This window comes from Streptomyces sp. NPDC048018 (genome assembly GCF_043202995.1).
Taxonomy (GTDB): domain Bacteria; phylum Actinomycetota; class Actinomycetes; order Streptomycetales; family Streptomycetaceae; genus Streptomyces.
In genome coordinates this window covers 166322-191320 of record NZ_JBIDBK010000010.1, presented here as the reverse complement: position 1 = coordinate 191320, position 24999 = coordinate 166322, and the positions used below count along the sequence as shown (strand labels likewise).

26 protein-coding genes and 1 pseudogene are annotated in these 24999 nt (G+C 72.0%); 16 read left to right on the top strand and 11 right to left on the bottom strand.

Annotation, left to right across the window (positions count from 1 at the left end):
* Positions 1 to 39: 39 nt before the first annotated feature.
* A pseudogene (locus ACGF1Z_RS30865) lies at positions 40 to 257 on the top strand (IS5/IS1182 family transposase); the annotation flags it as partial.
* Here the strand turns inward: ACGF1Z_RS30865 and ACGF1Z_RS30860 are convergent.
* From ACGF1Z_RS30860 to ACGF1Z_RS30840, 5 genes are all read right to left on the bottom strand, one after another.
* Positions 251 to 1000: an anti-sigma factor domain-containing protein gene (locus ACGF1Z_RS30860; protein WP_393009324.1), complete on the bottom strand. Its 750-nt coding sequence runs from the start codon at positions 998 to 1000 to the stop codon at positions 251 to 253. The pseudogene ACGF1Z_RS30865 and the gene ACGF1Z_RS30860 sit on opposite strands and share 7 nt — an antisense overlap.
* Positions 997 to 1590, bottom strand: coding sequence for an ECF RNA polymerase sigma factor SigK (gene sigK / locus ACGF1Z_RS30855; RefSeq protein WP_393009323.1), 594 nt, complete (start codon positions 1588 to 1590; stop codon positions 997 to 999). The genes ACGF1Z_RS30860 and sigK (ACGF1Z_RS30855) overlap by 4 nt, the downstream gene beginning before the upstream one ends.
* Positions 1591 to 1994: 404 nt before the next feature.
* Positions 1995 to 2744 (bottom strand): anti-sigma factor domain-containing protein, encoded by a 750-nt coding sequence (locus ACGF1Z_RS30850; RefSeq protein ID WP_393009322.1) that lies wholly within the window; start codon positions 2742 to 2744, stop codon positions 1995 to 1997.
* Positions 2741 to 3307: an ECF RNA polymerase sigma factor SigK gene (gene sigK, locus ACGF1Z_RS30845; RefSeq protein ID WP_393009321.1), complete on the bottom strand. Its 567-nt coding sequence runs from the start codon at positions 3305 to 3307 to the stop codon at positions 2741 to 2743. The genes ACGF1Z_RS30850 and sigK (ACGF1Z_RS30845) overlap by 4 nt, the downstream gene beginning before the upstream one ends.
* Positions 3308 to 3397: 90 nt before the next feature.
* The gene (locus tag ACGF1Z_RS30840; protein ID WP_393009320.1) at positions 3398 to 3928 is read right to left on the bottom strand and encodes an ATP-binding protein; all 531 of its coding nucleotides are present in this window, start codon (positions 3926 to 3928) and stop codon (positions 3398 to 3400) included.
* A 283-nt stretch (positions 3929 to 4211) separates the two neighbouring features.
* Between ACGF1Z_RS30840 and ACGF1Z_RS30835 the strand changes: the two genes are divergently transcribed.
* Positions 4212 to 4598, top strand: coding sequence for a hypothetical protein (locus ACGF1Z_RS30835; RefSeq protein WP_393009319.1), 387 nt, complete (start codon positions 4212 to 4214; stop codon positions 4596 to 4598).
* 149 nt (positions 4599 to 4747) lie between these two features.
* Here the strand turns inward: ACGF1Z_RS30835 and ACGF1Z_RS30830 are convergent, their stop codons facing one another.
* Both ACGF1Z_RS30830 and ACGF1Z_RS30825 read right to left on the bottom strand, forming a co-directional pair.
* Positions 4748 to 5539 (bottom strand): DUF2071 domain-containing protein, encoded by a 792-nt coding sequence (locus ACGF1Z_RS30830; protein WP_393009318.1) that lies wholly within the window; start codon positions 5537 to 5539, stop codon positions 4748 to 4750.
* Between the two features lie 457 nt (positions 5540 to 5996).
* Positions 5997 to 7121, bottom strand: a complete 1125-nt coding sequence (locus tag ACGF1Z_RS30825) for a YihY/virulence factor BrkB family protein (protein ID WP_393009317.1) — start codon at positions 7119 to 7121, stop codon at positions 5997 to 5999.
* 17 nt (positions 7122 to 7138) lie between these two features.
* Here ACGF1Z_RS30825 and ACGF1Z_RS30820 point away from each other — a divergent pair, with 17 nt between their 5' ends.
* The 14 genes from ACGF1Z_RS30820 (at position 7139) to ACGF1Z_RS30755 (ending at position 21426) form a co-directional block, all read left to right on the top strand.
* Complete coding sequence (locus ACGF1Z_RS30820) at positions 7139 to 8812, top strand: acyl-CoA dehydrogenase family protein (RefSeq protein ID WP_393009316.1); 1674 nt, start codon at positions 7139 to 7141, stop codon at positions 8810 to 8812.
* A gap of 757 nt (positions 8813 to 9569) precedes the next feature.
* Positions 9570 to 10871, top strand: a complete 1302-nt coding sequence (locus ACGF1Z_RS30815) for a GAF domain-containing protein (protein ID WP_393009315.1) — start codon at positions 9570 to 9572, stop codon at positions 10869 to 10871.
* Between the two features lie 392 nt (positions 10872 to 11263).
* Complete coding sequence (locus ACGF1Z_RS30810; RefSeq protein ID WP_393009314.1) at positions 11264 to 11833, top strand: GNAT family N-acetyltransferase; 570 nt, start codon at positions 11264 to 11266, stop codon at positions 11831 to 11833.
* Between the two features lie 185 nt (positions 11834 to 12018).
* The gene (locus ACGF1Z_RS30805; protein WP_351188065.1) at positions 12019 to 12102 is read left to right on the top strand and encodes a putative leader peptide; all 84 of its coding nucleotides are present in this window, start codon (positions 12019 to 12021) and stop codon (positions 12100 to 12102) included.
* A gap of 126 nt (positions 12103 to 12228) precedes the next feature.
* Positions 12229 to 13926, top strand: a complete 1698-nt coding sequence (locus ACGF1Z_RS30800; RefSeq protein WP_393009313.1) for a nitrite/sulfite reductase — start codon at positions 12229 to 12231, stop codon at positions 13924 to 13926.
* Positions 13923 to 14102, top strand: a complete 180-nt coding sequence (locus ACGF1Z_RS30795) for a hypothetical protein (RefSeq protein ID WP_393009312.1) — start codon at positions 13923 to 13925, stop codon at positions 14100 to 14102. Before ACGF1Z_RS30800 ends, ACGF1Z_RS30795 begins: the two co-directional genes overlap by 4 nt.
* Positions 14099 to 14806, top strand: coding sequence for a phosphoadenylyl-sulfate reductase (locus tag ACGF1Z_RS30790; RefSeq protein WP_393009311.1), 708 nt, complete (start codon positions 14099 to 14101; stop codon positions 14804 to 14806). The genes ACGF1Z_RS30795 and ACGF1Z_RS30790 overlap by 4 nt, the downstream gene beginning before the upstream one ends.
* On the top strand, positions 14806 to 15375 hold the full coding sequence (gene cysC, locus ACGF1Z_RS30785) for an adenylyl-sulfate kinase (protein ID WP_393009310.1): 570 nt from the start codon (positions 14806 to 14808) through the stop codon (positions 15373 to 15375). The genes ACGF1Z_RS30790 and cysC overlap by 1 nt, the downstream gene beginning before the upstream one ends.
* Positions 15372 to 16307, top strand: a complete 936-nt coding sequence (gene cysD / locus ACGF1Z_RS30780) for a sulfate adenylyltransferase subunit CysD (protein WP_393009309.1) — start codon at positions 15372 to 15374, stop codon at positions 16305 to 16307. Before cysC ends, cysD begins: the two co-directional genes overlap by 4 nt.
* Entirely contained in the window at positions 16307 to 17653 is a 1347-nt protein-coding gene (locus ACGF1Z_RS30775) for a sulfate adenylyltransferase subunit 1 (protein WP_393009308.1), read from the top strand. Before cysD ends, ACGF1Z_RS30775 begins: the two co-directional genes overlap by 1 nt.
* Positions 17654 to 17858: 205 nt before the next feature.
* A complete protein-coding gene (locus ACGF1Z_RS30770) occupies positions 17859 to 18968 on the top strand; it encodes an aliphatic sulfonate ABC transporter substrate-binding protein (protein WP_393009307.1) in 1110 nt (369 codons plus the stop codon).
* Between the two features lie 34 nt (positions 18969 to 19002).
* A complete protein-coding gene (locus tag ACGF1Z_RS30765) occupies positions 19003 to 19800 on the top strand; it encodes an ABC transporter ATP-binding protein (RefSeq protein ID WP_393009306.1) in 798 nt (265 codons plus the stop codon).
* Positions 19787 to 20680 (top strand): ABC transporter permease, encoded by an 894-nt coding sequence (locus ACGF1Z_RS30760; protein WP_393009305.1) that lies wholly within the window; start codon positions 19787 to 19789, stop codon positions 20678 to 20680. Before ACGF1Z_RS30765 ends, ACGF1Z_RS30760 begins: the two co-directional genes overlap by 14 nt.
* A gap of 2 nt (positions 20681 to 20682) precedes the next feature.
* Positions 20683 to 21426 carry a sirohydrochlorin chelatase gene (locus tag ACGF1Z_RS30755; protein WP_393009304.1) on the top strand — a complete coding sequence of 248 codons (744 nt, stop codon included), beginning with the start codon at positions 20683 to 20685 and terminating at the stop codon, positions 21424 to 21426.
* On the opposite strand, the gene ACGF1Z_RS30750 is transcribed toward ACGF1Z_RS30755, so the two are convergent.
* The 4 genes from ACGF1Z_RS30750 to ACGF1Z_RS30735 all read right to left on the bottom strand — a co-directional run bounded on the left by ACGF1Z_RS30750 (position 21423) and on the right by ACGF1Z_RS30735 (position 24586).
* Positions 21423 to 21989, bottom strand: a complete 567-nt coding sequence (locus ACGF1Z_RS30750; RefSeq protein WP_393009303.1) for a TIGR03086 family metal-binding protein — start codon at positions 21987 to 21989, stop codon at positions 21423 to 21425. The two genes, ACGF1Z_RS30755 and ACGF1Z_RS30750, sit on opposite strands and share 4 nt — an antisense overlap.
* Positions 21990 to 22075: 86 nt before the next feature.
* Entirely contained in the window at positions 22076 to 22681 is a 606-nt protein-coding gene (locus ACGF1Z_RS30745; RefSeq protein ID WP_393009302.1) for a DsbA family protein, read from the bottom strand.
* A gap of 67 nt (positions 22682 to 22748) precedes the next feature.
* Positions 22749 to 23306 carry a DUF1697 domain-containing protein gene (locus tag ACGF1Z_RS30740; RefSeq protein WP_393009301.1) on the bottom strand — a complete coding sequence of 186 codons (558 nt, stop codon included), beginning with the start codon at positions 23304 to 23306 and terminating at the stop codon, positions 22749 to 22751.
* Between the two features lie 74 nt (positions 23307 to 23380).
* Entirely contained in the window at positions 23381 to 24586 is a 1206-nt protein-coding gene (locus tag ACGF1Z_RS30735) for a S8 family serine peptidase (RefSeq protein WP_393009300.1), read from the bottom strand.
* Positions 24587 to 24999 lie beyond the last annotated feature (413 nt).

Genomic DNA, 24999 nt, shown 5'->3' with positions numbered 1-24999 from the left:
CCCCCCGCGCTTACGCGCCCGGCGCCACCGATGAGCTGGGAGAACTTCCGGTACTCGGCGAATCACCAGATCGTCATCGGCGCCGACACCGGAGTGGTGGTCGCGGTCGCCCGGCCACCGCCGGGCAACCGCACGGCTGCGGGGCGCAGGAGCTGTCCGGGGCGAAGGCGGCCGCCGGGAACGCCGCAGCGATCGCCGGCGGCGGCTGTCGAGGTACCGGACTCGTCAACGGGTCGGTGAGGGCGGCCGGTCAGGCGGGAAGGGCCATCAGAAGCAGGGGGTCGGTGCTGGGCCGGGGCGAGCCTCCGGTGGGTTCGAGGGTGAGACCGACGGCGCCCGCGTTCGCAGGGCTACCGGTGAGGAGCACGGTGCCGTCGTGGTCGATGAGTCCTGCCGGGCGCATGGTGCCGTCGTGGTCGAGCCACAGCTGGTACGTCTTCCCGGCACCCGGTGCGGGCAGGTTGGCGGCGGTGAAGACCGCCTTGTCCTGCTGGTGGGAGGAGACGACCGTGGTCAAGGCTCCGTTGGCGGCCTTGCCGTGGACGGTCCGCGCATCCGGGGCGGCCAGCACGGCGCCGACCGCGTCGAGCTGCTGCTGGGCCTGGCGGGCCTGCTGCTGGAGGTCCCGTCCGTTCTGCGTCTGCCACACCGCCACTCCGCCCAGCGCGGCCGCGGCCACGCCGGCGGCCAGCGCCAGAGGCATCGCCCGGCGGCGGAGAGGGCCGCCGAGGGCGGGCGCGGGGCCGGGGTTGGCGATGCGCGGGGGCAGCTGGCGTACGCCGTCGATGGCCGCCATGACCTGTGCCTTGGCTGCCGCGGGGGGAGCCTGGGCGACGGCTGCTGCCAGACGCGTCGTGGTCGCCCGGAACTCGGCGGCTTCCTGCCGGCATGCCTCGCACAGGCGCAGGTGGGCGTCGAAGTCCAGACGTTCGGTGTCGTCGAGGGCCCCGAGGGCATAGGCGGCGACGAGGGTGTGGGCGTCGGTGGCGTGGTGGTTCATGTGGTCACCCCCATGCAGTCGCGGAGCCGGATGAGCCCGTCGCGCATGCGTGTCTTGATGGTGGGAAGGGGCGTGCGCAGGGCTTCGGCGACCTCGCGGTAGGTCAGACCCTGGTAGAAGGCCAGGGTCACGGCCTGGCGCTGGAGCTCGGTCAGGCCCCGCAGACAGCGGCGTACCTGCTCGGACTCCAGCCGGGTTTCGACCTGCTCGGCCACCTCGTCGAAGGCGGTGGTGTGCTCGCGGGCGGCCTGTGCGTGCTCCCGGTCGGATGCGGCCTGGGCGGAGCGGACCCGGTCCACGGCCCGGCGGTGGGCGATGGTGGCCGCCCAGGTCCTGACGGACCCGGCGTAGGGGCGGTAGCGGGAGGCCTGGCGCCACAGGTCGATCATGACCTCCTGCGCGACCTCCTCGGACTGTGCCCGGTCGCGCACGACTTTGATCACGATGCCGAAGACCAAGGGTGCGAGAGCATCGTAGAGAGCCGAGAAGGCCTCCTTGTCGCCGTGGGCGACCTGTTGCATGACGGCGGTGAGGTCGTTGCGTCCGGTGTGGGCGGGACTGCCGGCGCTCAAGGGGATGGGTCGGTTCACCTGTGCCACTCCGGCCGCGGGGAGAAGGCGAAGGGGAGGCCCGGGACGGCCGTCGGCGTGTGGGGCGTCCATCGCATGCCGCTCCTCATGTCGTCGCTCGTGCAGGAACGGACCGCCCCCGGCGACGTCTGCTGTAGGGAATCCGTTCGCGTGTCGCATGTTCTTCGGAGCGGACGGCCCTGCGGATGGGAGAACAGTTCGTGGGCCGCACCCTCACCGCCCCCCACCATGCCGCGGCACTCCTACCTGAGGGGGCGGCCCGGCCACCGAGGTGACGACCGGTATCCGGGTCCGTCGTGAAAGTTCGGGACGAACCGCGCCGTGGATCGGGTGAGGGGACCCGTCCGGAAGATTCCACCGCCTGGGTGATGTCGGGGCCGGGCACGGCGAACGCCACCCGGGGATCACCTCGTGAGGGGGATGATGCCGACGGGTTCGGTGGTGGGCCGCGCGGAGCCGCCGGCGGGCTCGACCGTGATGCCGACGGCCACGGCGCCGTCGAGCTGTCCCTCGAGAAGGCGGGTGTCCCGGTGGCCGGTCCCGGGCAGCAGACCGGCGGGGCGGAGGTCACCGCTTGCGGTCGCGTACCAGAGTTCGTATACGCGGGCACCGCTGAGGTCGGGCAGCTGACGGGCGGTGAAAGCCGCCCTGTTCTGGCTGCGTGAGACGACTACGGCGGCGCTGGCCCCGTCGGGCAGCCGCTCGGTGTGGAGGGTGGCGTCCGGTGCGGTGAGCACGGCGGCGACGGCAGAATTGTCATCGCGCGCCCGTTCCTCGGCCCGGACGGCCCTGGCCTGGGCGTCCTCGGCCTCGCGATGCTGCCACAGGGCGACGCCGCCGAGCGCGACAGCCGCCGCGAGGGACGCGGCCAGGGCCATGCTCGTCGCGCGGCCGCGGCGCTGCCGCGGGGGACGGAGCACGTGTTCCTGCGGGGTCGTCCTGGCCTTTTCGAGGGTGCGCCGCCGAAGCGCGGGGGACGCGGTCATGGTCTCGGCGCCGGCCAGCCGGGCCGTCACCCGCCGCAGTTCCCCGACTTCGCGCCGGCACGCCTCGCAGCCCGCGAGGTGGTCTGCGAAAGCCGCCTGTTCGGCTGGGGGAAGGGCGTGCAGGACATACGCGCCGACAGCGTCGTGCGGGTGCTCGGCAGACGTCATGATCCGCCCTCCAGACAAGCACGGAGCTTTCGCAGGGCCGTGCGCATCCTCGACTTGACCGTACCCGGCGCGGTGGAGAGGGACTCGGCCACCTCGAGGTAGGTCAGTCCCTCGTAGTAGGCGAGGACGAGAGGCACGCGGTGGGCGGGAGCAAGCTGAGCCAGGCAGCGATGGACCCGGGTGCGCTCGTCCCGGCTCTCCACGGCTTCCACGACCTCGTCGAAGGGGCGCTGTGCGGACAGCATCGCCGCACGCCGCTCCCGTTCGGCGCTCGACTGCGCGCTACGGACCCGGTCCACGGCCCGTCGGTGGGCGACGGTGAGGACCCATGCCCTGGCCGTGCCCCTCTCCGGCTGGAAGCGGTCCGCCGTCCGCCAGATCTCGATCATGACGTCCTGTGTCACCTCCTCGGCCTGCGCGATGTTCCGCAGGATCCGGAAGGTCAGGCCCATCACCGCGCCGGCGAGCGCGTCGTACACGCCGGTGAAGGCCTCGTGGTCTCCGTGGGCCGAACGGACCAGCAGCTCTTCCACCACCGTTTCGTCCGGGTGTCCCTGCGGCAAGAGCTCCTCACCGTCCTCCGTGTCCGTCGTCCGCCGGGCCCAAGGCCTGAACCTGATGCCTTGTGCAGTCCCTCTGCGCGACTCTGCCCGTCATCGCGTGAGCCTGTCGGGCCTCGGGGGCAATCGGGTGAAGCTCCGGCCGGTCCGAAACGGATGGTCCACCAGGGTCTCGTTCGTCGCCTGCCGGCCCACACCGGCGCGATGGCCGGCGCCGGAGTCCAGATCGAACACGACGTGCACGGTCTTGCCGCCGAGGGCTGGGACCACCTTGACCCGGCCCCCGAGTGCCCGGATCAACGGGAATCCCAGCCCGCCCGGCTCGTCGATCGGGGACTCCCAGGACGTCTGCGGCAGTTCTTCGCTCTGATCCGCGACGGCGATGTCCAGGAGCGTCCCGTGCAAGGTCAGCGTCAGCTCACAGGGCCCCCGCGTATGCCGAACGGCGTTCGTGACCAGCTCCGAGACGACCAGAACGGCGTCCGCGGTCCGGCCCGGCCGGCCCTGGAGGTCGTCGAGCCAGCGCGCGGCCACACGGCGGGCGCTGGCAGGTGCCCTCCAGTCGAAGGGCAACGCGATGGTGTGACGTGTCACGGCGCAGGCCGGCACGGTGCTCGTGGTCATGACCGCCCCCTGGACGGCTCGTGCTCGATGAGTCCTTTATGAGTGTTCGGAGCGGCATCGAACGGAGATGACCCAGACGTGCGCGGACAAGGGGATTCACGAAGAATGCGGTTTTCTTCATGATTCGGTTCATCCGTGGCGCATGCGGTTGCGAATGCCCTACGACGTGCACAGCGGAACGGTCCCTCTCCCGGAACCGTCGCTTCGGGCGGATTCTCCCGGGCGGCTGCCGCTCCCCCGACGTGCGCGCCCACGCCGATCCGACAGAAGGAGGTGTGTTCCCATGACCACGTCCATGCGCGTCCGCCGTCTGGTGGCCGGCGCGGCGGCGTCCGGCCTGCTGGCCGGCGGTGCAGCGCTCGGCATGTCCGGCACGGCGACAGCGGCACCCGCCGCGCCGTCGATCGCCACGACCACCGTGGCAGGTGACCACCACGACCACCACGACCGGTGCCAGTGGAAGCACGGCCACTGGGAGAAGAAGTGGGTCAAGGGCCACTGGGAGAAGAAGCGGGTCCTTCACAAGACCTGGCACCAGGGCCACAAGGACCACCACGGCAAGTGGCACCACGGCTACTGGGACGAGAGCCACATCTACAAGTGGGTGTACGTCCCGGCACACTGGGAGCACGTGTGGGTGAAGGGCCACTGGGACTGCCACCACCGGTGACGGGCGATCCCGAGGCGGGGACCGGGCAAGGTCCCCGCCTCCTCACGTCTCCCCCACGGTGGCCAGGGTCGACGGGCGCCCGAACCGCTGACCGCACCCTCTCCCGCCCGCGCGCACTGTCCCAGGGCCGGAGGGCCCGTCGCGGTCACCTAATGGATCCAGGACGGACGGCCGAAGCGTACGGACAGGCCCTGCGAGTACAGCAGGCTCGCCGGGGAGGACGCAGCGACCGTGAGACCCGTGGCGGCCTCGACGAGTTCGTCCTCCAGCAGGAGCAGCGCCGCATCCTGGAAGCGCCACGGCTCGTGGTACAGCGGCCAGTAGTACGTGCGCCCCCAGGCCCGGGCATGGAGACCCCATCTGGCGGTCAGGAAGTTCTCCAACGCGTTCGGGCCGCGCTCCTCGCCCTCGACGGCCGCCCAGAGGCGGGAGCGAGGACCTCGCCGGCTCTGACGTCGTCGAACGGCGTAGAGGATCCTCTCTTCGAAGCGGTCGCAGCGGGCGGACGCCCAGCGGTAGGGAAGCCGGAACATTCCGTTCGCGGCGATGACGGGAAGCAGCCGGTCGCAGTCCAGGCTCAGGAACAGCACCCCGCGCCGGCCGGCGGCATCGACGCTGTAGAGCCGTACGTTGATCTCCTCGAACCGGCCGGCGAAGGGCAGGACGGGACCGCGCGCCAGACGGAGATCCCGCATGCCGAAGAACACGAGGCCCACATAGGTCTTCCCGTCGAGCACGTCCGGCCGCGTTCCCGGCGGAAACAGACCGGCGACGACGTCGGGCGACACCTCCCAGTGCACGAACACCAGATCGGTCCACCGCTGGCGGAAGATGCTGCCGGAAGACAACTCGGGACCCGCCTCCGACACCGGCTGCGGCGCCGCGTCACGCGTCCCCCGGCGGACGGGCGGGCCCTCGGAACCGCGGCAGGACGTCGCCATGGCTTCCTTCTCCTCTCCACCCGACAACGCAGACACAGGCCGACCCCGGCCCCAGGGCGCAGGGACCTCCGCCTCCACCCAGCGTTCGGCAAGCACGATGCACCGACAAGTCGCATCGGTAATGCATTGAAGTCGCCAGCCCTTCGGGGGCCGGACCGGCCCGGCGCGGCCCGGGCAGCGTTCGCCAGTCGCTAGGAGTTGGTGTCAGAGCGCCAGGCCCACATCACGAGTGAGGCGAGGGTGACGGCCGCCGGGTAGGACCGGGCCGTCCTGTCGTAGCGGGTGGCGATGCCTCGCCACTGCTCGAGGCGGTTGAATCAAGGTCGTTCCCGTCAGCGTGCGCGTCTCGCGGGCCCGGTGGGCCCGGCGCGCGCAGTCCGCGCGGTCCGCCGCCTCCGCGTGGTGCACCCCGGCCGCGGACCGTCGCCTCGGCGCGCGCCCGGCGCGGTGCGGGCGGTCAGTCCTTCTCCCACCCCGAGTGCAGCCGCGACTTCACGTCGTCCGGCGGCAGGAACTTCGACCAGCGTTCCGGGAACTCCGAGGGCATGTCGGGGTCGTCCTCGTCCACGTCGTCCGCCTCCGCACGCAGGCGGGCGACCAGGTCGGCGGCCTGGGCGGCGCGGGCGCGTTCGCTGGCCTCGCGGGCGGCGGCGGTGGCGACGGAGGGCCAGACGCGGTCGATGGCCGCGTTCACCGCGGCGCCGACGAGGACGGCGAAGGCGGAGATGCCGATCCAGAGGAGGACGGCGATGGGTGCGGCCAGCGAGCCGTAGATGGTGGGGCCCTCGACCTGGCTGGTCAGGTAGATGCGGAGCAGGAAGCTGCCGAGCACCCACATCGCGAGGGCGACGAGGGCGCCGGGAATGTCCTCGATCCAGGGGGAGCGGACGGGGACGGAGACGTGGTAGAGCGTCGTCAGGAAGGCGATGGACAGAAGGATGACCGTCGGCCAGTAGAGGACCGAGACGACTTCCGTGCCCCAGGGGACGATCTCGACGATCCGGTCGGGGCCGACGACCGCGAGCGGGAGCACGACGGCGCCGATGAGCAGGGCGACGATGTAGAGCAGGAAGGCGAGGAGCCGGGTCTTCACGATGCCGCGGTGCCCGTCGAGGCCGTACATGACGGTGATCGTGTCGATGAAGACGTTGACCGCGCGGGAGCCGGACCACAGGGCGATGGCGAAGCCGAGGGAGATGAGGTCGGGGCGTTTGCCCTGGGTGACGTCCTCCAGGAGGGGGCGGGCGATCTCCCGGACACCCCGGTCGGACAGGACGGTCCCGGCGGCGTGAAGGATGTTCTCCTCGATGCTGGCGACGGTGTCGGTGTTGGTCCACTCGTCGGCGTAGCCGAGGAGGGCGATCAGGCCGAGCAGCAGCGGCGGCAGCGACAGCAGGGTGAAGAACGCGGCTTCGGCGGCGAGGCCGAGGATGCGGTACTCGATGCACGAGTTGACCGTGTCCTTGAGAAGCAGCCAGACCATCTTCCGCTTGGAGACGTTGCGGTAGAGGACGCGCGCGCGGTGGAGCCTGCTCCAGGGCCGCCGCTCGGGCCGTTCGGGTGTTTCGTTTGCTGCCTGCACCTCCTTACCGTATCGGCATGGCACCCGGCACCCACACCGTGACCAATCAGGCTCCACCCCTGGTGGGGTACGACATGTTCTCGTCCGACGCGGCCCTCACGGAGGCCGTGGAGCGGCACCTGCCGCCGGACGTCCACGACGAGGCGCGCGAGGAGCTGACGGCCTTCGGGGTCTCGGCGGGCTCGGCGCAGGCGCAGGAGTGGGGGCGGCTCGCGAACGAGCACCCGCCGCGGCTGCGGACCCACGACCGGTACGGGAACCGGATCGACGAGGTGGAGTTCCATCCGGCCTGGCACCGGCTGCTCGGCCGCGGGGTCGGCGCGGGGCTGGCGGGCGCGGCATGGGGCCGTCCGGGTGGACACGTGCGCCGGGCGGCGGGCTTCCTGCTCGCCTCCCAGGTCGAGGCGGGGCACGGCTGTCCGCTGTCGATGACCCACGCGGCGGTGCCGGCGCTCCGGGCGGAGCCCGAGCTGGCGGCCGCATGGGAGCCGCTGCTCGCCTCGCGGGTGTACGAACAGGGCCTGCGACCGCCGCTGGAGAAGTCCGGCGTGCTGCTCGGGATGGGCATGACGGAGAAGCAGGGCGGCAGCGACGTACGGGCGATCACGACCCGGGCGGAGCCGCTGGAGGCCGACGGGGAATACGTCCTGACGGGGCACAAGTGGTTCTGCTCGGCTCCGATGTCGGACGGCTTCCTGGTGCTCGCGCAGGCCTCCCCGGCCGCGGGAGGAGAGGGTCCGACCTGCTTCCTCGTCCCGCGGGTACTGCCGGACGGGAGCCGCAACGCCTTCGCGGTCCAGCGGCTGAAGGACAAGCTCGGCAACCGCTCGAACGCGTCCGCCGAGGTGGAGTTCGACGGGTCGACGTGGGCGCGCAGGGTCGGCGAGGAGGGGCGCGGGATCCGCACGATCATCGAGATGGTGGCGGCCACCCGGCTGGACTGCGTGCTGGGCTCGGCGGCGCTCATGCGGCAGGCGGTGACGCAGGCCGTCCACCACGCCTCGTACCGCGGCGCGTTCGGCGGCCTCCTCGTCGACAAGCCGCTGATGCGCAACGTGCTGGCGGATCTGGCGCTCGAGTCGGAGGCGGCGACGGTGCTGGGTCTGCGGCTGGCGGCGGCCTACGACGCCGGCACGGACGCGGAGCGGGCGCTGCTGCGGATCGCGGTGCCGGCGGCGAAGTACTGGGTGACGAAGCGGTGCACGCCGGTGGTGGCGGAGGCCCTGGAGTGCCTGGGCGGGAACGGGTACGTGGAGGAGTCGGGGCTGCCGCGGCTGCTGCGCGAGTCGCCGCTGAACTCGATCTGGGAAGGCGCGGGCAACGTGCAGGCGCTCGACGTGCTGCGGGCGCTCCGGCGGGAGCCGCAGGCCCTGAACGCCTTCCTGATGGAGGTGGGGCGGGCGCGCGGCGCGGACCACCGGCTGGACCGGGCGATCCGCGACCTGCTGACCGAACTCGCCGACCTGGAGGGCATCGAGGCCCGGGCGCGCCGGCTGGTGGAGCGGATGGCCCGGGTGCTGCAGGGTGCGCTGCTGGTGCGATGGGCGCCGCCGGCGGTCGCGGACGCGTTCTGCGCGTCGCGGCTGGGCGGCGACTGGGGCGCGGCCTTCGGAACGCTGCCGCACACGCTGGACCTGGCGACGGTGGTGGAGCGCGCGCGGGTGGTCGTCCGGGACGAGGCGGGCGCGTAGGGCGCGGGCGGGCGGCGCGGGGGCGCGGGCGGGCGACCCGGGGGCGCGGCCCGGGGGCCCGGGCGGCCAGGGTGGCCAGGGGGCGCGGGCGGCCCGGGTGGCCAGGGGGCGCGGGCGGCCCGGGTGGCCAGGGGGCGCGGGCGGGCGACCGTCCGGAGGGGCGCGCAGGAGGCGGGCACCCGGGGGCGCGGCCCGGGGGCCCGGGCGGCCAGGGTGGCCAGGGGGCGCGGGCGGCCCGGGTGGCCAGGGGGCGCGGGCGGGCGACCGTCCGGAGGGGCGCGCAGGAGGCGGGCACCCGGGAGCGCGGACCGTCGGCCAGGACGCCACGGGCGCACAGGATGGGGACGACCGGGGCGGGCGCGGGCAGAGGTACGCGGGCGACCGCTGTCGGCCCGACCGCCGCCGGGGAGGTCCCGGCCGCCGGGCACTCCGGCCGCCGAACATCGTTTCGAGAAGCCCGTCGTGCGAGTGACGCGGGGGACGGGTGGGGCGAGTGGCCGCGCGTACCAGGGGTGGACCTGAGGGGGTCGGCACGCGCGGAGAAAGCCGAGGGTGGTGCTGCGCCGACACGGCACCACCCTCCGCTTCGGGTCCACCCTCGTGGACGGGGCCGGGGGTCGCCAGAGTTGCAAAGGGTTGCAGGATTACCCGAAGCGCCCCGCGCGTGACGCTGCGGAGCGCACCATGGGCGCCTGGACTCGCACAGTGCAGAACCGATACAGCACCGATACAGCACCACGGGGGCTGGGAGGGACCGATGAACAACACTCAGCTCGACCTGAACCGGCTGGCAGCCATGGATTCCGCCCAGGCGACCCGTCTGCTGCACAAGGTCCGGGAGGAGACCCTGGCCGGCCGGACCCCTCCGGTGGCGCCCCGGCCGGTGATCGACGCGTCCTGGCAGCGGATGGCCCGGATCGGCCTCGACCCCGACCACGGGACGAGCAGCGTGCTGCTGCGCCGCGACGAGCTGGAGGAGCGGCGCCGTGCGACCGTGCTGGGCGAGGTGATGCGGACGCTCAGCGCGGGGCTCGCGGGCATCGCGGACGCCTCGATGCAGATCATGGTGGTGACGGACGAGCTGGGCCGGGTGCTGTGGCGCGAGGGCAACCTGGCCGTGATGCGCCAGGCCAACGGCATCTGTCTGGAGGAGGGCGCGGCCTGGAGCGAGCAGACCACGGGGACCAACGCGGTGGGGACGGCGCTCGCCATGGACAAGGCCGTCCAGGTCCACTCGGCGGAGCACTACGTCCAGACGCTGCACAACTGGACCTGCGCCGCGGCCCCCGTCCACGACCCGCGTGACCAGCGCCTGCTGGGCATCGTGGACGTCAGCGGCCCGGCCTCCAGCTTCCACCCGGCGACGCTCGCGCTGGTCGCGTCGGTGGCACAGCTGGCGGAGGCGGAGATGCGCCAGCGCCATCTGCGGTCGATCGAACGGCTGCGGTCGGTGGCCGCGCCGATCCTGTGCCGGGTGGGCGGCCGTGCCGTGGCCGTGGACACGCACGGCTGGACGGCGGCGGTGACCGGCCTGGCACCGGTGGACCGGCTGACGCTGCCCAAGTCCTTCCGCGCGGGCCGGGTCTGGCTGCCGTCGCTCGGCATGTGCGCGGTCGAGCCGCTCCCGGGCGGCTGGCTGCTGCGGGTCGAGGAGGAGGCCCGCCCGGCCGACGCCGCCTCGGGCGCGGCGAGCCGCGTGGTGCTCGACCTGAGCCGGCCGCGCCGCTGGACGGTCGCGGTCTCGGGCGCGGCCGGCAGCTGGTCCCAGGAGCTGAGCCCGCGGCATGCCGAACTCCTCTATCTCCTCGCGCTCCACCCGGAGGGGCGTACGGCGGCGGACCTGGCGGAGGACGTCTTCGGCGACCGGAGCCGTACGGTCACGGTCCGCGCGGAGCTGTCGCGCATCCGCCGCAACCTGGCCGGCGTCCTCGCGCACCGCCCGTACCGGTTCCGCGAGGAGGTGGCCGTGGAGCTCCGTCACCCCGCCCACCCCTCGGACCTCCTCCCCCGGTCGACGGCGCCGGCGATCCGGGCGGCCCGGGCGGTGACGACGGCGTGACCCGCCGCCGGGCGGCGGGCGGGCCCCGCGGCAGAGGCGGGAGTCGGGACCGGACCTCTTCGAGGTCCCCGGCTCGGCCGAGCAGCCGCTGTACGCCGACCCGGGCGGACACGGGGAGGTGCCATCATCCGAGATCGACGACTCTCCGGAGTTCCTCGCCCGGCATCTCGTACGGGGTGGCGGCCGCGGGAGGACCTGGGCCACGGTGGCCCGGTGCGCCCGGTGCGCCCGGTGCACCCGGTGCACCCGGTGGCCACGGTGCGCCCGGTGCGCCCGGTGCGGCAGGAGGGGGGCGCGGGGCGCGGCGTCCAGCCGTGTCCGTATGCCGGACAGCCTGTCCGCCAGGACCGAACACGGTGGGAATCCCGCGCTCCGCATGATGCGATAAGCCCATGAGCATCACTCTCACCACCTGGTCCCTGGAACAGACCTCGCCCGCCGATCTGCGTCGGGTCCCCGCCCCGGAGGGCCGGGACGTCACGATCGTGCGGGCCGGGGTGCCCTCGGCGGAGTTCAGCCGCTTCCTCTATACAGCGGTCGGCGGCGACATCCGCTGGACCGACCGCCTGTCCCTGACGTACGCGCAGTGGCAGGAGATCGTGGAGAAGCCGGGCGCCGAGATCTGGGTGGCGTACGAGCGGGGGACGCCGGCCGGGTACGTGGAGCTGGACCCGCAGGACGACGGCGTGGTCGAGATCGTCTACTTCGGGCTCGTCCCGGGCTTCCGGGGGCGCGGCATCGGCGGCCACCTGCTGTCGTACGGGGTGGAGCGCGCCTGGGACCTCGCGGAGCGCTGGCCGGACCGCGAGCCCACCAAGCGGGTGTGGCTGCACACGTGCTCCCTCGACGGGGAGCACGCGATGGCCAACTACGAGCGCCGCGGCTTCCGGCTCTTCGACACGAAGGTCGAGCAGGTCGAGGAGGTCGAGACCCCGGGTCCCTGGCCCGGCGCCCACGGCTGAGGCGGCGCAGGTCGCGCGCCGGCGCGCGGGACGTGCCACCGCACCCTCGTTCGACCCGCCGAAGGGGCCCTGAACTGGGCCCCTTTCGCGTGACCCACGCCACACCATCTCGCACAGCGAGACCACCTTGTCCACATCCTGGACGAAGCTGGACTGGGTCCAAAGTCCCGTGACACGCTTCCGTCATGTCTGGAACTGGAATTGCCTTGGTGAGTCGGCGGCACGTCGACCTAGGCCGCATGTCCAGCGCCATCTGTTCGGCGCGCTGAGCACTTCAGCACCGCCGCGCATTCTCCTGACGTCCCGTTCTCTGCGCACTGCCGCGCCACCCTCACATCCGAGCGCGAGTGTGCAGGTCAGAGCCGCCCTCCCGCAGTCCCGAAGGACATATCGCCATGGCCGCCACCCCGGAAAACCCCACTCCCGCCACCACCCGCCGCAAGGCCGGGCGGCACCGTGGCGAGGGTCAGTGGGCCGTGGGGCACTTCACCCCGCTGAACGGCAATGAGCAGTTCAAGAAGGATGACGACGGTCTCAATGTGCGGACACGTATTGAGACGATCTACTCCAAGCGCGGATTCGACTCCATCGACCCCAACGACCTGCGGGGACGCATGCGCTGGTGGGGTCTCTACACCCAGCGTCGCGAGGGCCTCGACGGCACCAAGACCGGGGTCCTGGAGCCGGAGGAGCTGGACGCCGAGTACTTCATGCTCCGGGTCCGCATCGACGGCGGCCGCCTGACCACCGAGCAGCTGCGGGTCATCGGCGAGATCTCCGAGGAGTTCGCGCGCGGCACGGCCGACATCACCGACCGGCAGAACGTCCAGTACCACTGGATCCGGATCGAGGACGTCCCGGAGATCTGGAACCGCCTGGAGGCCGTCGGCCTGTCGACGACCGAGGCCTGCGGTGACACCCCCCGCGTCATCCTCGGCTCGCCGGTCGCCGGGATCGCCGAGGACGAGATCATCGACGGCACCCCCGCCATCGAGGAGATCTACCGACGGATCGTCGGCAACAAGGACTTCTCCAACCTGCCCCGCAAGTTCAAGTCGGCGGTCTCCGGCTCGCCGCTGCTCGACGTGGCGCACGAGATCAACGACATCGCCTTCGTCGGCGTGGAGCACCCCGAGCACGGTCCCGGCTTCGACGTCTGGGTCGGCGGCGGTCTGTCCACCAACCCCAAGCTGGGCGTCCGGCTGGGCACCTGGGTCTCCCTCGACGAGGTGCCGGACGTCTACGAGGGCGTCATCTCGATCTTCCGCGACTACGGTTACCGCCGGCTGCGCAACCGCGCGCGCCTGAAGTTCCTCGTCGCCGACTGGGGCCCGGAGAAGTTCCGCCAGGTCCTGGAGGACGAGTACCTGCGGCGCAAGCTGACGGACGGGCCCGCCCCCGCGGAGCCCGCCGGCCGGTGGCGCGACCACGTGGGCGTCCACCGGCAGAAGGACGGGCGCTTCTACGTGGGCTTCGCCCCCCGCGTCGGCCGGGTCGACGGCGCCACCCTGACGAAGATCGCCGAGATCGCCGAGGAGCACGGCTCGGGCCGGGTGCGCACCACGGCCGAGCAGAAGATGATCGTCCTGGACATCGAGGAGTCGAAGGTCGAGTCGATCGTCTCCGCCCTGGAGTCGCTCGACCTGCGGGTCACCCCCTCGCCCTTCCGCCGCGGCACGATGGCCTGCACCGGCATCGAGTTCTGCAAGCTGGCCATCGTCGAGACCAAGGGCCGGGGCTCCTCGCTCATCGACGAACTGGAGCGCCGCGTCCCGGACTTCGACGAGCCGCTCACCATCAACATCAACGGCTGCCCGAACGCCTGCGCCCGCATCCAGGTCGCCGACATCGGTCTCAAGGGCCAGCTGGTCCTGGACGACGACGGCAACCGGGTCGAGGGCTACCAGGTCCACCTGGGCGGCGCGCTCGGTCTGGAGGCGGGCTTCGGCCGCAAGGTGCGGGGCCTGAAGGTCACCTCGGCCGAACTGCCGGACTACGTCGAGCGGCTGCTCAAGCGCTTCCAGGCGGAGCGCGAGGACGGCGAGCGCTTCGCCACCTGGGCGGCGCGTGCATCGGAAGAGGCCCTGTCATGAGCGAGCGGGCGGCCCCGTTCCACTGCCCGTACTGCGGCGACGAGGACCTGCGGCCGAACGAGCAGGGCCACGGCGCCTGGGAATGCGCCGCGTGCAGCCGAGCCTTCCAGCTGAGGTTCCTGGGGCTGCTCGCCCCGGGCACTTCAAGCAACTCTGGTGGAGGGAAACAGATATGACGGTCACTCAGGACGCGACCGCGGCCGACCTGAAGGCACTCGCCGAGCAGGCCGGCCGCGAGCTGGAGGACGCCTCCGCGCTGGAGATCCTCCAGTGGGCGGTCGACACCTTCGGCGAGCGCTTCTGCGTCACCTCCTCCATGGAGGACGCGGTGGTCGCCCATCTCGCCTCGCGGGCCCGGCCCGGCGTGGACGTCGTCTTCCTCGACACGGGCTACCACTTCGAGGAGACCATCGGCACCCGTGACGCGGTCGACGCCGTCATGGACGTCAACGTCATCACCCTGACCCCGCGTCAGACCGTGGCCGAGCAGGACGCCGAGTACGGCCCGGCGCTGCACGACCGCGACCCCGACCTGTGCTGCGCGCTGCGCAAGGTCAAGCCCCTCGAAGAGGGCCTGACCGCCTACACCGCGTGGGCGACCGGCCTGCGCCGCGACGAGTCCCCGACCCGGGCGAACACCCCGGTGGTCGGCTGGGACGAGAAGCGGCAGAAGGTGAAGGTCTCCCCCATCGCCCGCTGGACGCAGGACGACGTCGAGGCCTACGTCCTGGAGCACGGGGTGCTCACCAACCCGCTCCTCATGGACGGTTACGCCTCCGTCGGCTGCGCGCCCTGCACCCGCCGGGTCGCCGAGGGCGAGGACGCCCGGGCCGGCCGCTGGGCCGGCCGCGCCAAGACCGAATGCGGGCTGCACGGCTGATGACCACCACCCACCCGACCTTCCAGGAGAACCACGTGACCGGTGCCACCATCTGGCTCACGGGCCTGCCCAGCGCCGGCAAGACGACGATCGCGTACGAGCTGGCCGGCCGGCTGCGCGAGGAGGGGCAGCGCGTCGAGGTCCTCGACGGCGACGAGATCCGCGAGTTCCTGTCCGCGGGCCTCGGCTTCTCCCGCGAGGACCGCCACACCAACGTGCAGCGGATCGGCTTCGTCGCGGAGCTGCTCGCCTCGCACGGGGTGAAGGTGCTGGTCCCCGTGATCGCCCCGTACGCCGACAGCCGCGAGGCCGTCCGCAAGCGCCACCAGGCCGAGGGCACCGCCTTCGTCGAGGTGCACGTGGCCACTCCGGTGGAGGTGTGCTCGGTCCGCGACGTGAAGGGCCTGTACGCCAAGCAGGCGGCGGGCGAGATCAGCGGGCTCACCGGCGTCGACGACCCGTACGAGGCACCCGAGGCACCCGATCTCCGGATCGAGTCCCAGAACCAGACCGTGCAGGAGTCCGCGGCGCAGCTGTACGCGCTGCTCACCGAGAGGGGTCTGCTGTGACCACCGTCGCTCATGCTCACGACACCACGGACAGTCCGTTCGCGCTGTCGCACCTCGACTCCCTGGAGTCCGAGGCCGTCCACATCTTCCGCGAGGTGGCGGGCGAGTTCGAGCGGCCGGTGATCCTCTTCTCCGGCGGCAAGGACTCCATCGTCATGCTGCACCTGGCGCTGAAGGCCTTCGCCCCGGCGCCGGTCCCCTTCACGCTGCTGCACGTCGACACCGGGCACAACTTCCCGGAGGTCATCGAGTACCGCGACCGCGTGGTCGCCGAGCACGGGCTGCGGCTGCACGTCGCCTCCGTGCAGGACTACATCGACGCGGGCAAGCTGCGCGAGCGTCCGGACGGTACCCGCAACCCGCTGCAGACCGTCCCGCTGACCGAGGCGATCCAGCAGCACCGCTTCGACGCCGTGTTCGGCGGCGGCCGCCGCGACGAGGAGAAGGCCCGCGCCAAGGAGCGGGTGTTCAGCCTCCGGGACGAGTTCTCCCAGTGGGACCCGCGCCGTCAGCGTCCCGAGCTGTGGCAGCTGTACAACGGCCGGCACGCCCCCGGTGAGCACGTGCGCGTGTTCCCGCTGTCCAACTGGACCGAGCTGGACGTGTGGCAGTACATCCAGCGCGAGCGGATCGCGCTCCCGGACATCTACTTCGCGCACGAGCGCGACGTGTTCCAGCGCAACGGCATGTGGCTGACGGCCGGCGAGTGGGGCGGTCCGAAGGAGTCGGAGACCGTCGAGACCCGGCTGATCCGCTACCGCACGGTCGGCGACATGTCCTGCACCGGCGCGGTGGACTCCGACGCCACCACGCTGGATGCCGTGATCGCCGAGATCGCCGCGTCCCGGCTCACCGAGCGGGGCGCCACCCGGGCGGACGACAAGCTGTCCGAGGCCGCGATGGAAGACCGCAAGCGCGAGGGGTACTTCTAATGAGCACGTCCACCGAACAGCAGCCGACCGCCGAACTGGCGGCCACCACCCTGCTGCGCTTCGCCACCGCCGGTTCCGTCGACGACGGCAAGTCCACCCTGGTGGGCCGGCTCCTGCACGACTCCAAGTCGGTTCTCGCCGACCAGCTGGAGGCCGTGGAGCACGCCTCGCGTTCGCGCGGCCAGGAGGCCCCGGACCTCGCGCTGCTCACCGACGGCCTGCGGGCCGAACGGGAGCAGGGCATCACCATCGACGTGGCGTACCGCTACTTCGCGACCCCGCGGCGCCGGTTCATCCTGGCCGACACCCCCGGGCACGTGCAGTACACCCGCAACATGGTGACGGGCGCCTCGACGGCCGAGCTGGCCGTGGTCCTGGTCGACGCCCGCAACGGTGTCGTCGAGCAGACCCGCCGGCACGCCGCCGTCGCCGCCCTGCTGCGCGTCCCGCACGTGGTCCTGGCCGTGAACAAGATGGACCTGGTCGACTACCGGGAGTCCGTCTTCGCCGCGATCGCCGAGGAGTTCACGACCTACGCGTCGGAGCTAGGCGTCCCCGAGATCACCGCGATCCCGATCTCCGCGCTCGCCGGCGACAACGTCGTGGAGCCGTCCGCGAACATGGACTGGTACGGCGGCCCCACCGTCCTGGAGCACCTGGAGACCGTCCCGGTCAGCCATGACCTGACGGCCTGCCACGCGCGCTTCCCGGTGCAGTACGTGATCCGCCCTCAGACGTCCGAGCACCCCGACTACCGCGGCTACGCGGGCCAGATCGCGGCCGGCGCCTTCCGGGTCGGCGAGGAGATCACCGTCCTGCCCTCCGGCAGGACGTCGACGATCACCGCCATCGACGCGCTCGGCGAGCCCGTGGACATCGCCTGGGCCCCGCAGTCGGTCACCATCCGGCTCGCCGACGACATCGACATCTCGCGCGGCGACCTGCTCGCCCCGAGCGGCGACGCCCCGGCGACCAGCCAGGACGTCGAGGCGACCGTGTGCCACGTGGCGGACCAGCCGCTCTCCGTGGGCCAGCGGGTGCTGCTCAAGCACACGACCCGTACGGTCAAGGCGATCGTGAAGGAGATCCCGTCCCGGCTCACCCTGGACGACCTCTCCCAGCACCCGGACCCGGGGCAGCTCGTCGCCAACGACATCGGCCGGGTCAGGGTCCGCACCGCCGAGCCGCTCGCGCTCGACGCGTACGCCGACTCCCGCCGTACGGGCTCGTTCCTGCTGATCGACCCCGCGGACGGCACCACGCTGGCCGCGGGCATGGCGGGCGAGTCGTTCGCCACGCACAAGACCGTCACCGCGGTCGAGGACGAGGAAGGGTGGGACTTCTGAGCATGGTCGAGAACGTGTACTCCACCTTCGCCAAGGAGGGCGGCCGGGTGGGCTCCGGCGCCCTCGGGGCCGGCATGGGAGGTGTCGCGCGATGTGCGTGCTGACCTCCGTGCGCCGCTGCGGCGGCGCGATGCCGCTCCACCCGCTCCACCCCGAAAGACATAGACACCGACTGCGAAGTCGCTGAACCGAGGGGAACCCTCCCGTGCCTGCCACCACCCGTACCACCCTGCGCCGCGGCCTGGCCGCCGCCGCCGCTCTGCCGCTGCTGGTCGGGGCGCTCGCCTCGTGCGGTTACGGCTCCGAGGCCAAGAACGACGAGAAGAAGGTGGCGGCCGAGGGCAAGAAGCTCTCCGCCGACACCGTACGGCTCGGGTACTTCCCCAATCTGACGCACGCCACGGCCCTGGTCGGCGACCAGGAGGGCATCTTCCAGAAGGAACTGGGCGGCACCGCGCTGCAGTCCACCACCTTCAACGCCGGCCCGTCCGAGATCGAGGCGCTCAACGCCGGTGCGATCGACATCGGTTTCATCGGCCCCTCGCCGTCCATCAACGGCTACACCAAGTCCAAGGGCACCAACCTGCGCATCGTCGGCGGCTCGGCCTCCGGCGGCGTGAAGCTCGTGGTCAACCCCGAGAAGATCAAGACCCTGGACGACGTGAAGGGCAAGCGGATCGCCACCCCGCAGCTCGGCAACACCCAGGACGTGGCCTTCCTCAACTGGGTCGCCGAGAAGGGCTGGAAGGTCGACTCGCAGAGCGGCAAGGGCGACGTCTCCGTGCTCCGCACGGACAACAAGATCACCCCGGACGCCTACAAGTCCGGCTCCATCGACGGCGCCTGGGTGCCGGAGCCGACCGCGTCGAAGCTGGTCGCCGAGGGCGGAAAGGTCCTGCTCGACGAGTCCGACCTGTGGCCGGACAAGAAGTTCGTCATCACCAACATCATCGTGTCGCAGAAGTTCCTCACGGAGCACCCCGACGTGGTGGAGGCGGTGCTGCGCGGCTCGGTGAAGACCAACGCGTGGATCAACGCCAACCCGGAGCAGGCGAAGGCCTCGGCCAACGCCAAGCTGAAGAAGCTCTCCGGCAAGGCCCTCGGTGACAAGGTGATCAACAGCGCCTGGCCGTCGATCCAGTTCATCGACGACCCGCTGGCCGCCACCCTCCAGGCGCAGGCCGACCACGCCGTGAAGGCCGGTCTGCTCAAGCAGCCCGACCTGAAGGGGATCTACGACCTGACGGCCCTCAACAAGGTCCTGAAGGCCGCGGGCAAGCCCGAGGTCTCCGACGCCGGCCTCGGCGTCAAGTAACACAGTCCGCAGCCCAACCCAGGAGGTGACGACCATGGCCACGACCACCACGCTCGCCAAGGCCGAGGACCGCGTCCGCGCGGCCGGGCACGCCGCGCGCCTCGAGCACGTCTCGAAGTCCTTCGGCGGTCCCGCCGGCGGCCAGCTCGTCCTCGACGACATCTCCCTCGATGTCGCCCCGGGCGAGTTCGTCACCCTCCTGGGAGCCTCCGGCTGCGGCAAGTCCACCCTGCTCAACCTGGTCGCCGGGCTCGACCGGCCGTCCGCGGGGTCCATCGAGACCCCCGGCGGCCGGCCGGCCCTGATGTTCCAGGAGCACGCCCTGTTCCCGTGGCTCACCGCGGGCAAGAACATCGAACTCGCCCTGAAGCTGCGCGGCCTGCCCAAGGCGGAGCGTCGCCCGGAGGCCGAGCGGCTGCTCGAACTCGTGCGGCTCGCCGGCTCGTACGACAAGCGCGTGCACGAGCTGTCCGGCGGCATGCGGCAGCGCGTGGCGCTGGCCCGGGCGCTCGCCCAGGACAGCGACCTGCTGCTGATGGACGAGCCGTTCGCGGCGCTCGACGCGATCACCCGCGACGTGCTGCACGACGAGCTGACCCGGATCTGGCGCGAGACGCGCCTGTCGGTCCTGTTCGTCACCCACAACGTGCGCGAGGCCGTGCGGCTGGCCGAACGTGTCGTCCTGCTCTCCTCCCGGCCCGGCCGGATCGCCCGGGAGTGGACCATCGACATCCCGCAGCCGCGCCGCATCGAGGACGCCGCCGTGGCGGAGCTGTCCGTCGAGATCACCGAAGAACTGCGTGGGGAGATCCGCCGTCATGGCCAGCACTGACACCACCGCCGACGCGGTGAAGAGCGACGACCTCGCCGGCCTGGAGGCCGGGCTCGACGCCCTGGACAGCGTGCAGGTCCGCCGGACCCCGGTGCGCGAGGTCCTCCTGAAGAAGGTCCTGCCGCCGGTCCTGGCGGTCGTGCTGGTCGTCGTGGTCTGGCAGCTGCTCGTGACCGCGAAGGTCGCCGACGAGGGCAAGCTGCCCTCGCCCGGGGCGGTCTGGGACAGCCTGTCCGCCATGTGGCTGGAGGGCACCCTCCTCGACGTGCTGTGGACCAGCGTGTCCCGCGCGCTGCTCGGCTTCCTGCTCGCGCTGGCGATCGGCACCCCGCTGGGGCTGATCGTCGCCCGGGTGGGTGTCGTCCGCACCGCGATCGGCCCGATCCTGTCCGGTCTGCAGTCGCTGCCCTCGGTCGCCTGGGTCGCACCGGCGGTGCTGTGGCTGGGCCTCAACGACAGCATGATGTACGCGGTCATCCTGCTCGGCGCGGTGCCGTCGATCGCCAACGGCCTGGTGGCCGGCGTGGACCAGGTGCCGCCGCTGTTCCTGCGGGCGGGCCGGACGCTCGGCGCGACCGGGCTCAGGGGCGCCTGGCACATCGTGATGCCGGCCGCGCTGCCGGGCTATCTCGCGGGTCTGAAGCAGGGCTGGGCGTTCTCGTGGCGCTCGCTGATGGCGGCGGAGATCATCGCCTCCTCCCCCGACCTGGGTCTCGGCCTCGGCCAGCTCCTGGAGAACGGCCGCAACAACTTCGACATGCCGGGGATCTTCCTGGCGATCATCCTGATCCTGCTCGTCGGTGTCGCCATCGACCTGCTGTTCTTCAGCCCCCTGGAGCGCGCGGTGCTGCGCCGCCGCGGCCTGCTGGTGAAGGCCTGACCATGAGTGCCCCCACCCTTCTCGTCATCGCCCACGGCAGCCGCGACCCGCGGCACGCGGCGACCGTCCAGGCGCTCGTGCGCAGGGCCGGGCTGCTGCGGCCGGGGCTGCGGGTGGAGACGGCGTTCCTCGACTTCACCCTGCCGTCCGTCACGGGCGTGCTCGACCGGCTCGCCGCGGACGGGGTGCGGGAGGTCGTGGCGCTGCCGCTGCTCCTCACCCGCGCCTTCCACGCCAAGGCGGACGTCCCCGCCGTCCTGCGCCGGGCCCCCGCCTCGCTGCGGGTGCGGCAGGCGGCGGTCCTCGGCCCGTCCCCGCTGCTCCTGGCGGCGGTGGAGCGGCGCCTGTACGAGGCCGGGCTGACGCCCGGCGACAAGAGCACGACCGGGGTCGTCCTGGCCTCGGCGGGCTCCACCGACCCGGAGGCGATCGCAGTGATCGCAGAAACGGCGCGGGAGCTGCGGCGCACCGGTTGGTGCTCCGTGCGGCCTGCGTTCGCCTCCGCATCCCTTCCCCGCACGGAGGACGTGGTCCGCGCCCTGCGCGCCGAGCCCGGGGTCGGCCGCGTGGCGGTGTCCCCGTACGTGATCGCCCCGGGCCGCCTCCCGGACCGCATCGCCGGCGGCGCGGCGGAGGCCGACGTCCTCGCGGACGTCCTCGGCCCGTCCCCCGAACTGGCCCGGCTGCTGGTGGAGCGCTACGAGCAGGCCGTACGGGCCCCGGAGCGGGTGGCGGTCGCGGGTTAGGGCGTCCGGCCGCTCGCAGCGAGGGCCCGCGTGAAGGCGCCGGCCCCGGCGGGGACGGTGACCGGGGCGGCGAAGCCCTGGTACTCGCGGTACATCTCGGCGTAGCGCTCGACGACGCCGAGCAGATGCCGGCCGGTCTCCTCGGGCACGGTGAACTGCTGGTCCGTGGCGCGCGCCAGGTCCCAGCCGTGCAGGGCGAGTTCTGCCAGGAGCATGGCGGCGATCTCGGGCGCGGGCAGGGCGCTGCCGCCGAGGTCGACGTCCCCTTCCCACGCCTCGGGCTTCGCCCAGGCGGCGAGCGCCCGGTCCAGCTGGGCCGCGTACCGTTCGGACCAGTCGGCGTCCGCGGTGAAGTCGCGCCGGACGGTCTCGTCGGGGAGCTCGGTGCGCAGGGCGCGGTGTTCGAGGCCGTGGGCGGTGTAGAGGACCAGGTGGTTGGCCAGCTCGCGGACGGTCCAGTCGGTGCAGCCGGTGGGCCCGGCGAGCTGCTCGGCGGTGATCCCGCGGCTGACGCGGGCGGCTTCGGCGGCGCAGGCGGTGAGGTGAGCGTGGATCTCGTTCATGCCACCCACGGTAGGGAGCACCCCGTGGGCCGGTCTTGAAGTTTCGCGACACCCCGCACCGGCGGACTCCGCGAGCCTGACACGCCCTAGCTGAAGTCGAGCCCGCCGGTGCGGGTGCGCTTCATCTCGAAGAAGTCGGGGTGACGGGCGAGGACGCGGAAGGCGTCGAAGAGTTCGGCGGCCTCCTCCCCGCGCGGGACGGCGCGCAGGACCGGCCCGAACCAGGCGGTGCCGTCGACGTGGAGGGTGGGCGTGCCGACGTAGGCGCCGGCCTCGGGGTCCTTGCCGGCGTCGTGCCGGCGGCGGACGGCCTCGTCGTAGGCCGGGTCCTGGGCCGCGTCGGCGAGCTCGGCGGGGAGGCCGAGTTCGGCGAGGGACTCGGCGATCACGGCGTCGAAGTCCTGGTTCTTCCGCTCGTGGATGCGGGTGCCGTACGCGGTGTAGAGCGGGCGCAGGATCTCCTCGCCGGCCTTGTCGGCCGCGGCGGCGGCGACCCGGACGGGGCCGATGGAGGCGTCGACGAGGGCGCGGTACCAGTCGGGCAGGTCGTTGCCCTCGTTGTGGAGGTGGAGGCTCATGAGCCGGAAGCGGAGATCGATGTCGCGGTGCCGCTCGACTTCGAGGATCCAGCGGGAGGTGATCCAGGCGAAGGGGCAGGCGGGGTCGAAGGAGAAGTCCACGGTCGTCGTCATGAGGGAAGCGTAGTTCTGCTTTGGCCCGTCGTTCCGGGCCAATCGCGCACTCTTCCACTGGGCCACTTCAGGCGTGGGGGCCGGTCATCTCGACGAGCTTGACGACGGTGTTCCAGTTCCGCGCGGTGACCGTGAGGCCCTTGAAGAGCGCGGGCCGGGAGAGGGCCTCGCCGAGCTTGGAGCGGCCCAGTCCCTCGGGGGCGTAGAGGTAGAGCACGCGATCGCCGAGCGCGAAGTCCTCGGGCAGGTAGGCCGCCCGGTCGAGCCCGGCGAGGCGCTGCTCGTCCGGGGGACCGGAGAGGTAGAAGGCGTGCAGCTGCCTGCCCTCCAGCTCGGCGGCGGGGAAGGGGCAGTTCTCGGCGACGGCGGCGAGCCGCTCGTGGTCGAGGACGAGGCAGTCGACGTGGAAACCGAACCGCTCCTCGATCGCCCCTTCGAGTGCCGCGGTGAGTTCCTCGGGGGTGGTGTCGCCGTCGGTGGTGAAGACCGCGTTGCCGCTCTGCAGGTAGGTCCTCACGTCCCGGTGGCCGAGCTCCTCCAGGAGGGAACGGAGCTGTGCCATGGGGACCTTGCGGTGGCCGCCGACATTGATCCCGCGCAGCAGCAGCGCATAGCTCGTCGTCATGGGCACACGATAGGGCGGCCGCCGTGCCCCGTGGGGGAGGGCACGGCGGCCGCCGCATCAGGGGATCGCCGTCGCTACTCGACGATCTTCAGGAGCTTGTTGGCGGTGCCGGGGCTGGCGTTGCCGATCTTGTCGGGGGTGGCCCCCGACGTCAGCGCCTCGGCGACCTGGTCCGGGGTGGCGTCCTTGTGGGCCGCGAGGTACACGGCCGCGGCGCCCACGACGTGCGGGGTGGCCATCGAGGTGCCGGAGATGGTCTTGGTCCCGGTGTCGCTGTCGTTCCAGGCCGAGGTGATCTCCGAGCCCGGGGCGTAGAGGTCCACGACCGAGCCGAAGTTGGAGAAGTCGGACTGCTGGTCGTCCTTCGTGGACGAGGCGACGGTGATCGCCTCGGGCACCCGGGACGGCGAGCCCTGTCCGGCGTCCGCCGACTCGTTGCCGGCGGCGACGGCGAAGGTGACACCGGAGGCGATGGCCTTCTTGACGGCGTCGTCGAGGGCCGGGTCGGCGCCCCCGCCGAGGCTCATGTTGGCGACGGACGGGCCCTGGTGGTTCTTGGTGACCCAGTCGATGCCGGCGACGACCTGCTCGGTGGTGCCGGAGCCGGCGTCGTCCAGGACGCGAACGGCGACGATCTTGGCCTTCTTGGCGATGCCGTGCTCGGTGCCGGCGATGGTGCCGGCCACGTGCGTGCCGTGGCCGTTGCCGTCCTGGGCGGTGTCGTCGTTGTCGACCGCGTCGAAGCCGTTCGCGGCGCGGCCGCCGAAGTCCTTGTGGCTGATGCGGACGCCGGTGTCGATGACGTACGCGGTGACGCCCTCGCCGGCGGCGTCGGGATAGGTGTACTTGGAGTCGCCGGCCGTGTCGGCCTGGTCGACCCGGTCCAGGCCCCACGAGGGCGGGTTCTCCTGGGTGGCGCTGATGGAGAACGTGCGGTTCTGGACGACCTTGGCGACGGCCGGGTCCGCGGCGAGGCGCTTGGCCTCGGTCTCGGTGAGGCCGTTGACGGAGAAGCCGTTGACGCTGGAGTCGTAGCTGCGACGCAGGGTGCCGCCGTACTCCTTCGCCAGGTCGCCCTTGTTCGCCTTCTCGTCGAGCAGCACGACGTAGCTGCCCGCGACTGCGCCTTCGACACCGAGTCCGTAGACCGTTCCTTCGGCGGGCGTGGGGGCCGCGCCGGCGAACGGACCGGTGAGGACGGTGATTCCGGCCGCCGCGGCGATCGCGGTGGCGACGGCGATGATCCGGACGTGCTTGCGGTCACGCTTGTGTATTGCCATGAAGAGGGGTCTCCTCGTCAGGATTTGTGGGGGGTTGGGCCGTTGGAAGAAAACCTTCCGGCGACCCGTTCGAAACCCTGACCGATTGACGAGTGCAAATCAAGGCCTTCACAGAGTCATGACTTTTTCAGCAAGGTTTCTTAATAAGAAAAGGGGCGAGTCACCCCAACTCGCCCCGCCCACGTGCACGTTTGCCCGGTCCCGATTCCGCCGGCTCCGCCTCGATCAGGTCAGCGGCACGCTTGGTTACCCCTTCAATCATCATCCCTTCCGCTATCTCCCGTGCCCTGCAGACGACTTCGGGATCGCTGGAGGGGGCGGGCCCGTGCCTCGCGCAGCCGTCGCCGGGGAACGACGCAATGGCGTCGCCGAGTTCGCCGCCCCCGGCATCGGGGCGCCGTCGGCCGGGGAGC